A 13012-nucleotide genomic window follows, 5' to 3' on the forward strand; every position below is an offset into this window, starting at 1 on the left:
GCCCGAAGGCTACCGCGAAGCACTCAGCGCGGTCTGACCGGCGACCCGCTTCGTCGACGCAACGGCCTCCCAGCCGAGCCACCCACCGCCGTGGAAGCTGGAGGAGCCGCCGGCGTTTCACGCCAGCGTCCGCTCGCGATGTATGACACCGACGAGTTGAGAACGGCGACGAGGGGGACGGCGAAGAAGGCGCCGGGTATGCCGGCGACCATCGAACCTGCCGCGACGGCGAGGACGACCGCAAGTGGGTGCACTTTGACGGCGTTGCCCATGACCAGGGGCTGCAAGACATGCCCTTCGATCTGTTGAACGAGCAGGACGATGGCCAGCATGACGACGGCGATCAGCCAGCCGTTGTAGACGAGCGCGATCGTCGCGCTCGTCTACAACGCTCATCAGCAGCTCCGCGAGAACGTGATGAGCCATCTCGATCTTTCGGAGAACACCCCGGGCAAGCTCCTTCGCGCATACGTGCGCGCTATGACCTCAGGCTCGACAGCCACTGCGCAGTACTTCACCGCTGCGCCCACCTGGGCGGGGATCTACCAGATACACGAGGTCGCCGAGATCGCCGCCGCTGACTCGACATGGTGGAACGAGAACCTGGCAGCCGACGGTCTCGACGCGGACCGCATCATGATCGTGCGGCGTGCCGCAGAAGGGCTGGCCGCCGCGGCGGCGTACGGCGATGAGACCTCCGTCGTTGTAGAGCGGGCCCGCACGGTTCTCCTCCACCTTGCAAGTGGTGGCGAGATCGGAGCGCTCTGACCGCCGAGAGAATCACGCGCGGCAGCAGCACGAGTCAAGAGAAGAGTGGATGCCGCGGCCCGCGGCATCCACTTCACTCGTTCGTCGCTGCCCGGTGAACCTTGGGCTGCGCGCGAAGCTTCTACATCGCCCAGTCGTAGTGGCTCGAAGTGGCCGACACCGCATACGAGCCGAGCGACGTCGTGCCGATTCATCGAAGTGAGCCTTCGCGAGCGGTTCGTCATCGGAAAACCCGCCGTGCAGTCGACCTTCTGGGACAACGGCCGAAGACTCCTGCTGCCGAGCAGTCCTCCTGCTCGGCAGGTACCCGAAGGCACAGCCGACACCGTTGCAAGGCGGTACTCGATATCGTCGAGTCATGGTGTCGTACGCAGATCTCACTGACCGAAGAGCAGTCGAACGCGCACTCGACGAGTTCGACAGGCTTGGGAGGTGGTCGTTTCTCGAGAAGTACGGCTACGGCGAGGCGAAGGACTACTTCCTCGTCACGGACACGGGTCGGTACGACTCGAAGGCGATATTCGCGGCCGCGTACGAAGCCCAGCACGGAGTCGCCATCGCGAACGACGAGATCAGCGGGGGCAAGACCGGTACCGCCAAACGGCTGCAAGAACTCGGGTTCGTCATAGAGGGTCTCGACGACGAGCTCGGTCGTCGCACTTTCCGCACCTTCGATGCGGCGCTACGCGAGTTCCAGATTCCGTCCGAGAACCTCACCGCCGTTCGTGAGCATCTCGCGCAGTTCGAGTTCAGTGAGGCGTACATCCCGCGAAGCGGCAGTTACATCGCGATGGTTCCAGCAGACGGCGGTCTGGTCCACTACATCAACCCCGGATCGATCTACTTCCGGAAGGCCGACGGAACCGGTGAACTCATCGCGCTCCCCGTAAACCAGTTGGGGCGTAGCGGCTTCTCACGCAACGCCTCAGCGCACAGGCCGACCGAGGTGTGCCCCGAATGCTGGCTCGAGCTTCCCTCGAGCGGCGTGTGTCCGAATCACTGACTGACACAGTGAGCACCGCTGGGTAGTCGTGGTTGAGGTCGGCGCGAACTTGACGAGCGAATACGCGGAGAACGTACCCTCCTCTACCGGGTCCGCGAGAATTCCTGGAGGGGGAGCCCCCCCGGTACGCGGACGAGAATTCGATCGACGAGCAGTCAGCGTATTAGCCGACCGGGGGCACCTGGGAGCTCAGTCAGTTGGTCGGAGACTCAGTGCCAAAGATGATTGCCCGGTGGCGACGCTCCCATCGGCTGGCTCCCAGACCTCAAGGCCCGCCATCTGCCCCTGAAAGCTGTCTGTGGGTTCCCGCTTGAAATGGCGGATCAGGCCGATATTCCATGGTATAAGGCAGTGGTTTCAGGTCGGGATTCCACGCGAAGTGGCCGATTCCTCTTCCCCCACCGCGATAGCCTGCTCGTCGGCGCTGAGCCGTCCTCGGCGCATCGTGCGCGCCTCAAGCGAGTTCTCGGCGGAGCACCGGCAACACTTCGCTGCCGACCAGGTCGATGACCTCATGGATCCCTACACCGTGCTTACTCAGCGACAACTACTGCGATCGCGGACGTCGTCGGCCGCTCAAGCGGTCTCGTACTGGGCCGAAGCGACGTATCCCGGAAGTGGGACTGGCTCGTGATCGCGCACGCGAGTCGCAAGACGAGTCAGGCTCGCAGTGCGCTTCGCTACTGATCGGGGCGATCCGGACAGGGCGACCGTCTTGTAGGCTTCCGGATATCTCGCTGCGATTGTCTTGACCCACTCGCGGTCGACTGATTCCGCATAGGAGAGCCGGCCGCCAAGCCTCCTGCTGACATAGCTTTCGGACGAAGGTGATCGGCGTGGCCCTCGAGTCCGTACGCGGTGATGTAGTGCAACTCTTGGCGGATCTTCGCGCGAAAAGTACGCGGGAGGCGCGGACGATCGCCAGTTGCGATGCTCAGGCCTGTGACCACCATGCGTTGGCCCCGCCGCGACGACCGAGACTTAGAGTGGTTGACCTGCAACTGGTGCTGTCCGGCGACCTGATTGAACGTATCGGTCACGTCGAACGCTTCCGCCCCTGAGAAGACGATGTCGTCTGCGTAACGCGAGACCGTCAAGCCCTGCCCGGAAGCGAGCGCGAGGAGATCCGCGTCGAATCGATGCAGTGACGTGTTCGCCAACATAGGGCTCGTCATGAATCCCATCGGAAGGGAACCCGCAACAGTCGTGAGATCGGCTAGCACTCGGGCGATCTCTGAAACGACACCGAAGTGAGTCAGTCCGTCGACAACCATGGATCTCTTCACTTGCGTGAAGAAGTCCGCGAGATCGAACGTCTGAGTGAAGACTGCTCCGGTGTGTTGAAGCGCGTTGGACCTGATCGATCGGCCGCGCACGAATGCGTGGACATTCTCGGGCAGGTCCTCCCCGAGCGGGGTGAGCAGGTCCAGGATCCGGCCATGGACTCTACGCAGTTGCTCATCCGTCACGAAAGTGATGAGCCTCCGCTTGCCGTTCTTCGACTGCACGTAGCGCACGTAGCCTTCGCCCGCTTCGACCCGGTCGACGAGCAAGCCAATCTCAGGCTCCGTCGCCCCGAGGTAGACCTCCAGGTGGCGCGGGCTCCGGATGAAGCTCAGGGGTGATGGCCGAGGGTTCACTATGGCTCACTAGAAATTGCTGAACGACGATCGGACGCGACTCGCGCCCCGAATAATCCGCCCCCGGCCATCACAGCAGCGGCAATCCACTTCGGGCTCGACGATGCACGCCGTGATCATACTCGACCAAGTGCGCGATGTGTGCTGGGAGACCAAGGTTCACTCGCGACCACTCGAACGGATTGGGCTTGTCAGCGAGGACCGCGGAAGCCGCAGCTAGTACGTAATCGGTGACGGCCAAGCCTGGATCGCGCTTCGACCCGATCGCGCCGCTGATCTCGACGGGGCACCCTGCAGCTTGCTCGGCATCAGCTTTGACGGTTGCGACAATCCGGCCGTAAAGCGAGTTCATACTCGACTCCTCCTCAAATACACAGAGAAGCTGCTCGGTGCGGTAGCGCAGAGCAAGGTTGCGCAGGAGCGTGTAATACATGTTGATCCGCAGGTCCGCGCCGGAAACGCCGCTATCCCCCTTGGAGTACGCAACGTGCGCACGGAAGCCCAAGGTTCGCATCTTGTTCATAAAGCGCTCTCGCACCCCAGCGGAGTCGTCGACGAAGTGGAATCCCTTGGCGCGGAACGCACTCCGCTTCGCCTCGTCCGGCCACAAGACCGGGTCCGCGAGCACATCGGCGTGGCAACGCACGACTCCCTGCTCGAGAACGGCTGCTTCCGGCACCGCGACTGCGCCCACCAGTTCTACTTTCGAGTTGGCGTCCGTGCCTGATTCGTCGAGGAAGATAGTGATCACTTCAGATGACTCCGCAAACCTGCCGACAGCGGTCGCGTCGAGCAAAGCCGAGTCCTCGATCACAGGGTCCAAGCGTGCTGAACATAGTCGTTTGAGCAGCCAGCCACGCTAAGCAGCCGCGGCTCTCACGTCCTCCTGGATACCATCAACGAGGCTATGGAGTGTGCGCGTCTTGAGCTCCGGGTCAGAGCCCTTCCGATAGGCGGCATTCACCAGGTCGCGCATCTCGATCGCGCGGCGCAGGCGATCGGTCTCGAGCTTTGGTCGCCAGGCCTCGGGAGTCTCGATGAGCGCTGCGACATCGCCCGCGCGGGAGTGCAGGTAGTGCGTTCGGTAATCGTCGATCGGGCCGAACAGCGACGCGCCGCACGAGTCGACGCGGCAGCCCAAACGTGTGCGAATGTCACTGTGTCCGAGCAGTTCCTTCGCGCGGCGCATGCTGACGGTCGCGGCGATGCCGGGCAGGTAAACCCCCTGCCAGGTGCCCCCGGCCTTCTTGCCATCGGCGTTGAGCGTCGGTGGCCGGTTTTGTCGCGAGACGTCGGCGGCGTGGTCGACGTGCTCCATCTGGCCTACCCCTACGGAGAAGCCGTCGACATGGCCGAGCGCAAACGCTGCTTGGCCGACGTTTCCTGAGCGGCCGAGGATGACGCGAACTCCCGCGTCGCGGAAGAGCCGAGCAGTGGCGAAAGCTGAACGGATCTTGGGGATGCCATCATTCTCCGAGCCGAGCGGCGTGAAGCGGAGGTCGAGTTCGGTGAAGCCTGCCTCGGTATAGATCTTGACGATTTCATGTGAGAGTTCCTGGTTCAGGCGCGACTTAAGGGTAAGCACAGGACGGACACGCTTGTTGGTGGCAAGACGAGCCGCTTCGGCGAGGGCGAGGTTGAGATGCGCGCTGCGGTGGTCGCGGACAAGGAAGTGTGGCGGCGTGACGATGGTGACAACGTCGGGATGCGCGGTCAAGACCGCGTCAACGAGCAGCTGGCGCTCGTCAGCGCGGGCAACAAGTCGATCAAGGTCGTATGGCTCACCGGTGTAACCCGGCAAGCCATTCAGCGTAAGGCCTGGGTACTCCAGGCGCTCCGTGCGCGGGTCATATAGTACGTCCAGGCCGGCGGCAATCGCGGCTTCGGCGGCTGAGGCCTGGTACTTCGCCGCCTTTGCGTGCAAAGTGATCGCTCCAACTCCCGCGCTCTGGCGCGCGAGAAAGTCCTCCACCTTGTGGTGGTCTTGATGATCCAGTTGAAATTCGACACCCATGCGCGGCTCCCCATTCGTACCAGAAGTGGTGCCATACTAGCTGACAGAGACGACGACAGAACGGGGACACGCCCATGAGCACAGCCGTGGCACGCGGTGCGTTGGCCCAAAAGGTGGCCGACATCATCGATCACCTCGGGCTGACGCAGGAGGAAGTCGGAGAGATCGTTGACGCGTCGGCACGCTCCGTCGCCCGCTGGTCAAGCGGCGAAGTCGTACCCCAACGACTCAACAAGCAACGGCTTCTTGAACTCGCGTACGTTGCCCAAGCCGTCGCCGAGATACTCCCCGCCGACAATGCGAACGTCTGGATCCACACTCCGAACCGACTCCTGGCGCACGACACGCCCGCCCAGCGCATCCACGCTGGCGCCTATCGAGACGTGCTAAACCTGATCGAGGCCATCGCCGAAGGCATCGTGGTGTGACGGGCCTCGATGAGGAACTGGTCCAACACGTCGACCAGCTGGGAAGCGCTGGCTGGACCTCCACAACCCACCGCTACACGGCGGCACGCCGCGACCCACTCTCGGGAGCAGGCGCCCGGTTGTTCGGCGGACGTTGGAATCCAAAGGACATCTTCGCGACGATCTACCTGGCACAGCCGCTCGCCGCATGTCTTGGTGAAGTGGAGCGCACTGCGAAAAGCCAAAGCACCACCCCCGACGTCCTGCTTCGCGCCAGCTACACACTGCACGAGATCAACGTCACCAACCTGCCCGTCCTTGACCTCCGCGATGAGCATGCGCTCGCACACGTCGGCCTGACGCTCGCTGACATCTCCGACCCTGACTGGACCGCCTGCCAAGCGGTGGGCAACGCCGCCTGGTTCCTTGGCCTCGGTGGCGTGCTCGCACCCTCCGCTACCGAAGAGGGTGTCGTGCTCGCAGCGTTTGAGGCCCGCATCGTTGGGCACTTGACCGTGGCCAAGAGCGAGCCGCTCACCCCTGAACTGTTCGAGACGCTCCGAGCCGGGACGGCATAGCTTCACTCGTCATGCGAGGAGCCTGGTCCTCGCCGCTGTTCGAGCGGGGCTGAGATCATCAGGGATCTGTGAGCCACGCAGGTCGGGCGCGAGCGTTTCGCGAACGGAAACGGTAGTCGACGCCCTGACCACGCCGGCCGCCCGGTCAGTACCCGATGCCGTGCACTCGGAAGATCGCCTCGACGCTCTCACCGGCATCCAGGGCCGTGCGCATGGCGCCGCGCAGGCCGGTCTCGCGCAGCGATAGGACGAGCGGTATGCCGTCGACCTCGGTCAGCGGCCAGGTCGCGCGGTAGCGGGCCACGGGCTCACCTTGTCTTCCCAGTCGCGCAGCTAGGCCGTGACGAACTCCCACGGATCAATAGCGACCACTACAACGCCGTCCCCGCGGGCAGTCCCGCTCTGAACAGGTTGAGCGCGGTGTTCTTGTCGCCGCCACGTGGGGAGTTCAAGCAGACGGTGAGCGTCTCGAACCGATCAGTCGTGGCAGCGCCCTCGACAGCGTCCGCAACAGCACGCAAAACCAGTCAGATCCGGCGTCGCGGCGTGTCTTCTGACAGATAGACCGACTTCGTCACCACCCCTCATCCCTTCCCGGTCGGAACATCGTCCACAGCAAATGGCAGAACTGCCAAGTGCCCGCCATCTACTCGTGGAAACTGTCATTTCGGCCTGGAAGTCGACTACTGGAAGTCGCCCGCCGGGGCCATGTCGGCGAAGCGCGAGAAGTGGCCCTGGAAGGCCACCTCAAGCGTCGCCGTGGGGCCGTTACGGTGCTTGGCGACGATCAGGTCGGCCTCGCCCGGACGGGTGTCTTTGTCGTAGACCGAGTCACGGTGCAGCAGGATGACCATGTCGGCGTCCTGCTCGATCGATCCCGATTCACGCAGGTCTGAGATCTGCGGCTTCTTGTCTTGCCGTTGCTCGGAGCCACGGTTCAGCTGCGACAGTGCGATCACCGGCACCTGCAGCTCCTTCGCGAGCAGCTTGAGCGCGCGCGAGAACTCACTGACCTCTTGCTGACGCGACTCGACGCGCTTGCCGCTCGACATCAGCTGCAGATAGTCGATGACCACCATCTTCAGCCCGACCCGCTGCTTGAGTCGCCGGCACTTCGCGCGGATCTCGACCAGCGTCATGTTCGGGCTGTCGTCGATGTACAGCGGTGCGTCGTTGATGCGCCCGCGCGTCGCGGCCACGGTCGTCCAGTCGCGCTGATCGAGCATGCCCTTACGCAGATTCTGCAGCGGGATGGCGCCCTCGGCCGAGAGCAGACGCATGGCGATCTCGCTGCGACCCATCTCGAGCGAGAAGAAGATCGCCGGCTGGTTGTGCTTGATCGCCGCCGCCCGCGCAAAATCCAGAGCGAGGGTCGACTTGCCGACCGCCGGTCGGGCTGCCACGACGATCATCTGGCCCGGGTGCAGGCCGTTGGTGAGCTGGTCGAGCTCATGGAAGCCGGTCGGCACTCCGGTCATCTGCCCGTCACGGCCCTTGGCCGCCTCGATCTCGTCGACCGCGGCATCCACCGCCACCGTCAACGGCACATAGTCTTCGGACGCCTCCGCACCCGTCACGCCGTAGATCTCCGCCTGCGCGGTGTTGACCAGGTCGAGCGCCTCACCCTGGCCCGAGTAGCCCATCTGAACGATGCGCGTGCCGGCCTCGACGAGGCGGCGCAGCAGCGCTCGCTCTTGCACGATCGATGCGTAATACCCGGCGTTGGCGGCTGTCGGCACGATCGAGGTGAGCGTGTGCAGATAGTCGGCACCGCCGGCGCGCTGCAGGTCGCCGGTCTTGATGAGCTCGTCGGTGACAGTGATGACGTCGGTGGGCTCGCCGTGCGAGTACAGGGTGAGGATCGCCTCGAAGATGAGCTCGTGCTTGGGCACGTAGAAGTCGGAGCCCCGCAGGCTCTCGATCACGTCGGCAACGGCATCTTTCGACAGCAGCATGCCGCCCAGCGCGCTCTGCTCGGCGAGGAGGTCATGCGGAGGGGTGCGCTCCGGCTCGCGGTGCCCGCCCAGTCGCTCGTCGGAGATGTCCGCAATCGTCACGACGTCAGTCCTCCTTGTGTTGGGCACAGCTTTCGGGCACACCGGGTACCGTCCTGGGGAAGTCGGATGGATGCCACGACCGACCTGCGACCAAGCACATCACGAGCCACCGACATCGCTGTCTGCGGCGCCGAACCCTCCCCCGAGCGGGTCAGAGTCCAACGCTAGAGAGGCGCGCGAACGGGTGCAACCCAGCCTGTGGATAACCGTGTGGAGAGTTTGCGGAGAACGCCGAGATGCCTGTGTACAGTGCCTGTGGACAACATCTGTGTAATTCTCCGATTTGTAAGTTTTTTTGTCTCTCCACCTGGGAGAACTGATTTCACAGACTGTGGATGGATCTGTCCTTGAAGTGACGGTTTAAGGTTCCGGGCGTGTCGCGAGTTATGCACAGAGCGCGGGTTTCCGCAAGTCCGCGCACAGACGAAGGCCATGTCTGGCGGATACCCGCCAGACATGGCCGTCCCCTCTCAGCCCACGAGCGTGCGCGGGTCGAACGTCGCCCTGATCCTCGTGATCAAGCCATCCTCGATATGACTCCAGTTCGCGGTGGGAACGGGGTCGGCGACGTCCGTCACGAGGTCGAACCACGTGATCGCGTCGGCACCATCGACGACGCGAGCGCGCAGCACCAGATCACGCATCACCGTCTCGGCCATGCCGCGCAACCCGGCGACGCATTCGTCGATGCCGTCGGCCGTGCCCAGAGGACCTGCGAAGGTCACCCCAGGCGCGAGCACACTGCGCAGGCGTTCGAAGTCGCGTTCCCGCCACGCCTCGAAGTAGGTCGTGACGGCACGACGGGTCATCTCGGTGGTCATCCGGGTTCCCTCTCCGTTCATGCTTCGGGTGTCCAGGCGCGCGTCGACACCCCTACGGCGTTCCACGCGTTGATCACGACGATCAGCGCGACGAGCGCCCCGAGCTCGTCCGGGTCGAACAGCGCAGCCGCCTCGTTCCAGTCGCTCTGCGGCACATGGGTGTCGGCCGCGCGCGTGATCGTCTCGGTGAGGGCCAATGCCGCCCGTTCGCGCGCGGTGAAGAACGGCGACTCGCGCCACACGCTCACGGCCGCCACGCGCGCGACGGTGTCGCCGCCGGCGAGCGCGTCTTTCGTGTGCATGTTGACGCAGTAGGCGCACCCGTTCAGTTGCGAGGCGCGGATACGGACGAGCTCGCGCAGCGGGGCGGGGATGCCCGCCTCGTCGAGGTCGCGCGTGGCTGCAGCATCCAGCCGGGCCAGCCCGGAGGAGAACGACGGTGCCACCGTGTCGATGTCGAGTCTGGTGAGGATGTGGACGGTCTCGTCGGCGATCTCTTCAGTCATGACTCCAACCTCCCCAGGGCCGATCCATCTGTCCAACAACAGGTGGGTATTCGATCTATCATCAGAGCAGATGGAACTGCATCAGCTTCACTACTTCCTCGCGATCGTCGACAGCGGCACCTTCACGGCCGCGGCCGAGGCTGTGCACGTCAGTCAGTCCGGCGTGAGCACGCAGGTACGCAAGCTCGAGCGTGAACTCGGTGTCGAGCTGCTCGAGCGCTCGTCGCGCCGGGTGCGGCTGACGGCCGAGGGCGAACGACTCGTGCCCTATGCCCGCGCCGCGGTGGCGGCCGTCGACGAGGTGCGCGCGGCTGCGCTCGATCTGCGCGGGCTGGTCAGCGGCACGCTGCGGGTGGGCGCGGTGACCGGCCTCGCCTGGCCGCCGCTGTTCGACGCCCTCGCCGGGATGCATGCCGAGCACCCGGGCATCGACATCCGTCTGCAGGAGGGCATGTCCCGCGAGCTCATCGAACGCGTGCGCGAAGGCTCACTCGACCTCGCCGTCGCCGCGTGGACGGATGCCGCACCCGATGACCTGCGCGCGTCGACCGTCGTGGACGAGACACTCGCCGTGCTCGTCGCGCCCCGGCACCCGTGGGCGTCGCGCAGCCGCATCCACCCCGCGGAACTCACCCGCGTCGATCTCATCTCGCTGCCGCCGGGCACCGGTGCACGCGACGCCCTCGATGCGGTCATTGCGCGCGAGGGCACACGCGTGCTGCCGCGATGGGAGGTCGCCACGCCCGCCTACATCGAGGTGCTCGCCGCGCGCGGACTCGGCGTCGGCGTGCTCAACATCGTCAACGCCCGGCAGTGGACGACCGTGAAGGCCGTGCCGATCGCCTCGCCGGCGGCACGGTCGGCGCTCGGCGTCATCTGGCGACCCGCGCCGACGCACGCGGCACGCGCCCTGCTCGACCGACTCGTGGGCTGAGCGGGCGATTCCCGAAGAGCGCTCCGGTCGCCCTGCACGTCGTGCTCTCGTACTGCGGATTGTGCGCCCCCGTGCGCCCAGTCCGCGGCCTTTCGTCGTCCGCACCGGTTACACAGCGTGCCTTCGTTACAATTCAGCGGGGGTGTCGCTCTCCGCAGCGGCATGGCTGGGGCCATTCGCGGCGTGCTGGGACGCCGCCCCTTCGACTCCCGGGTTCGTCCCGGTCCGCTGAGGAGCAGCGCATGCCCGACACGACGATCGCCGCCACCATTCACATGGACGGCTCGGCGACCCTGCAGATCGACGGTCGCACCGAGAACACCACGACCGACCGCAGCGAAGACGCTCGGCGCGACATCGTCACCCGTGCCGCGCAGCACGCGGCCACCACGGGCGGACCGGTGCGGGTCACCGTGACCGAGCCCGACGGGGTGTCGCGGCTCGTCGTCACGGCCGACGGCGCGGTCACCGACGCCGAAGAGATCGCCGGGGATGAGGCATCCCCCACTCCCGCCGCCACCCCGACCAACGCCGGCCCCGGTTCCGTCCCCGCCGCGAGCCCGATCGCGGCACCTGCCCCCCGCCCCGCCGCCGCGCCCATCGCCGCGCCGCGCGTGACGCCGACGCCGACGCCGACGGGCGAAGACGCTCCGGCAGCACGTCGTCAAGAGCGCCCGTCGTTCCTCAAGGATGAGCAGGCCGAGCAGCCGGCATCCCAGGGGTGGCGCGGAGCCCTCTCGCGCATGGGCGTGCGCATGCGCCCGAGCGCACGCGAGCGTGCCGAGCGCGACGACCTGCACGCCGTGTCGCAGCACTGGGCGGGGCCTCGCACGATCGCCGTGGTCAACGGCAAGGGTGGCGCCGGCAAGACTCCGACCACCATCAACCTCGCGGCCGTGTTCGCCCGCAACGGCGGTGCTGGCGTGCTCGCCTGGGACAACAACCAGACCCGCGGAACCCTCGGCTGGCGCACCGAGCAGGGCCCGCACGAGTCGACCCTGCTCGAGCTGCTGCCCCAGACCGGGCTGCTGCTCGGCACCGGCGCCCAGTCGGCCGACCTGGCGCGATACGTGCACCATCAGACTGCCGACAAGTACGACGTGCTGCGGTCGAAGCCGGCCGTGCTCGCCAATGAGCAGCGCATCACCGCCGAAGACGTGACGCGCATCCACGCGGTCGCGGCCAAGTACTACCGGCTCATCGTCATCGATTCGGGCAACGACGAGACCGACCCGCTGTGGCTGCAGATGATCGACCAGGCCGACCAGCTCGTCGTCGCGACCACGACCCGTGACGACCACGCGGAGGCCGGTGCGCTGCTGCTGGAGGCCCTCGCCGAGCGCGACGATCGCTCGGCCCGGCTCGCCCGCGAGGCCGTCGCCGTGGTCACGCAGGCCGATCCGAAGGCGACGGATGCCGACATCCGGCACGTTGCGGACGGATTCGGCTCCATCGCGCGCGAGGTCGTCACGATCCCGTTCGACCCGGCGCTCGTCGACGGCGTGATCACGTTCGCCGCCCTGCGCGCCGACACGCAGCGCGCCTGGTTGGCCGCCGCCGCCGCGATCGCGCGCGGACTGTAGCCCGCAGCATCCACTCTCCAGGCGCCCCGGGCGCCCTCGCGCCCGCAATCCCGCTGCGCCCCGAGGTGTGCCGTTGATGGATGCCGCGGACCCACGTCTCCGCGAGAGCACGCTCGTGCACGCCCAGAGCGCGTGAAAGCGTGCACGGACGTGATCTCGCGAAGAAACAGGCCGCGGCATCCCGTCTCCACAACGCGAAGAGGCCGCCGACCCGAAGGTCGGCGGCCTCTCACAGCGTGTCGCTACTTGGCGGCAACCACCTGCAGCGTGATGACGGCGGTCAGGTCGTCGCGCAGACGGACCGTCGCCTCGTGCTCACCGACGGCCTTGATGGGCGAGGTGATGTGGATGCGGCGCTTGTCGAGCTCGCCGATGCCGGCGGCCTTGACGGCCTCCGCGATGTCGACGGTCTTGACCGAGCCGAACAGGCGGCCCTCAGCACCGGCCTTGACGGCCAGGCGGACCTTGGTGCCCTCAAGGGCGTCCTTGAGGGCCACGGCCTCTTCGTGGTCGTGGATGGCGCGCGCGTCGCGGGCGGCGCGGATCGACGCCACCTGCTTCTCGCCGCCACGGCTCCACGTGACCGCAAAGCCCTGCGGGATGAGGTAGTTGCGGGCGTACCCGTTCTTGACCTCGACCACGTCACCGGCGCTACCGAGACCTGCGACCTCGTTCGTGAGAATCAACTTTGCCATCGGGTG

14 protein-coding genes and 1 pseudogene are annotated in these 13012 nt (G+C 65.8%); 6 read left to right on the forward strand and 9 right to left on the reverse strand.

Annotated features, from left to right (window positions below; translation table 11 throughout):
• Window positions 1-23: 23 nt before the first annotated feature.
• A pseudogene (locus PU630_RS16995) lies at window positions 24-371 on the reverse strand (AI-2E family transporter); the annotation flags it as partial.
• Between the two features lie 46 nt (window positions 372-417).
• Between PU630_RS16995 and PU630_RS17000 the strand changes: the two are divergent.
• Both PU630_RS17000 and PU630_RS17005 read left to right on the forward strand, forming a co-directional pair.
• Entirely contained in the window at window positions 418-768 is a 351-nt protein-coding gene (locus PU630_RS17000; protein ID WP_275278242.1) for a hypothetical protein, read from the forward strand.
• 358 nt (window positions 769-1126) lie between these two features.
• Window positions 1127-1771: a ScoMcrA-related endonuclease gene (locus PU630_RS17005; RefSeq protein ID WP_275278243.1), complete on the forward strand. Its 645-nt coding sequence runs from the start codon at window positions 1127-1129 to the stop codon at window positions 1769-1771.
• Between the two features lie 680 nt (window positions 1772-2451).
• Here the strand turns inward: PU630_RS17005 and PU630_RS17010 are convergent.
• From PU630_RS17010 to PU630_RS17020, 3 genes are all read right to left on the reverse strand, one after another.
• The gene (locus PU630_RS17010) at window positions 2452-3324 is read right to left on the reverse strand and encodes a reverse transcriptase family protein (RefSeq protein WP_275278244.1); all 873 of its coding nucleotides are present in this window, start codon (window positions 3322-3324) and stop codon (window positions 2452-2454) included.
• Window positions 3325-3481: 157 nt separating this feature from the next.
• On the reverse strand, window positions 3482-4225 hold the full coding sequence (locus PU630_RS17015; protein ID WP_275278245.1) for a hypothetical protein: 744 nt from the start codon (window positions 4223-4225) through the stop codon (window positions 3482-3484).
• A gap of 45 nt (window positions 4226-4270) precedes the next feature.
• Window positions 4271-5425 (reverse strand): hypothetical protein, encoded by a 1155-nt coding sequence (locus PU630_RS17020; RefSeq protein ID WP_275278246.1) that lies wholly within the window; start codon window positions 5423-5425, stop codon window positions 4271-4273.
• A 74-nt stretch (window positions 5426-5499) separates the two neighbouring features.
• On the opposite strand from PU630_RS17020, the gene PU630_RS17025 reads away from it, so the two are divergent.
• Window positions 5500-5853 (forward strand): antitoxin Xre-like helix-turn-helix domain-containing protein, encoded by a 354-nt coding sequence (locus PU630_RS17025; protein ID WP_275278247.1) that lies wholly within the window; start codon window positions 5500-5502, stop codon window positions 5851-5853.
• Window positions 5850-6410 carry an RES family NAD+ phosphorylase gene (locus PU630_RS17030; RefSeq protein WP_275278248.1) on the forward strand — a complete coding sequence of 187 codons (561 nt, stop codon included), beginning with the start codon at window positions 5850-5852 and terminating at the stop codon, window positions 6408-6410. Before PU630_RS17025 ends, PU630_RS17030 begins: the two co-directional genes overlap by 4 nt.
• 145 nt (window positions 6411-6555) lie before the next feature.
• On the opposite strand, the gene PU630_RS17035 is transcribed toward PU630_RS17030, so the two are convergent.
• From PU630_RS17035 to PU630_RS17050, 4 genes are all read right to left on the reverse strand, one after another.
• Window positions 6556-6714, reverse strand: a complete 159-nt coding sequence (locus PU630_RS17035) for a hypothetical protein (protein WP_275278249.1) — start codon at window positions 6712-6714, stop codon at window positions 6556-6558.
• Between the two features lie 379 nt (window positions 6715-7093).
• On the reverse strand, window positions 7094-8467 hold the full coding sequence (dnaB, locus tag PU630_RS17040) for a replicative DNA helicase (protein ID WP_275278250.1): 1374 nt from the start codon (window positions 8465-8467) through the stop codon (window positions 7094-7096).
• 470 nt (window positions 8468-8937) lie between these two features.
• Window positions 8938-9288: a nuclear transport factor 2 family protein gene (locus PU630_RS17045; RefSeq protein WP_275278251.1), complete on the reverse strand. Its 351-nt coding sequence runs from the start codon at window positions 9286-9288 to the stop codon at window positions 8938-8940.
• A 17-nt stretch (window positions 9289-9305) separates the two neighbouring features.
• On the reverse strand, window positions 9306-9794 hold the full coding sequence (locus PU630_RS17050) for a carboxymuconolactone decarboxylase family protein (protein WP_275278252.1): 489 nt from the start codon (window positions 9792-9794) through the stop codon (window positions 9306-9308).
• Window positions 9795-9864: 70 nt separating this feature from the next.
• On the opposite strand from PU630_RS17050, the gene PU630_RS17055 reads away from it, so the two are divergent.
• Complete coding sequence (locus PU630_RS17055) at window positions 9865-10728, forward strand: LysR family transcriptional regulator (protein ID WP_275278253.1); 864 nt, start codon at window positions 9865-9867, stop codon at window positions 10726-10728.
• Between the two features lie 242 nt (window positions 10729-10970).
• Window positions 10971-12311, forward strand: a complete 1341-nt coding sequence (locus PU630_RS17060) for a MinD/ParA family ATP-binding protein (RefSeq protein ID WP_275278254.1) — start codon at window positions 10971-10973, stop codon at window positions 12309-12311.
• A gap of 242 nt (window positions 12312-12553) precedes the next feature.
• Here the strand turns inward: PU630_RS17060 and rplI are convergent, their stop codons facing one another.
• A complete protein-coding gene (rplI, locus tag PU630_RS17065) occupies window positions 12554-13006 on the reverse strand; it encodes a 50S ribosomal protein L9 (RefSeq protein ID WP_275278255.1) in 453 nt (150 codons plus the stop codon).
• Between the last annotated feature and the right edge of the window lie 6 nt (window positions 13007-13012).

This window comes from Microbacterium horticulturae (assembly GCF_029094505.1).
In the GTDB taxonomy this organism is placed as follows: Bacteria; Actinomycetota; Actinomycetes; order Actinomycetales; family Microbacteriaceae; genus Microbacterium; species Microbacterium horticulturae.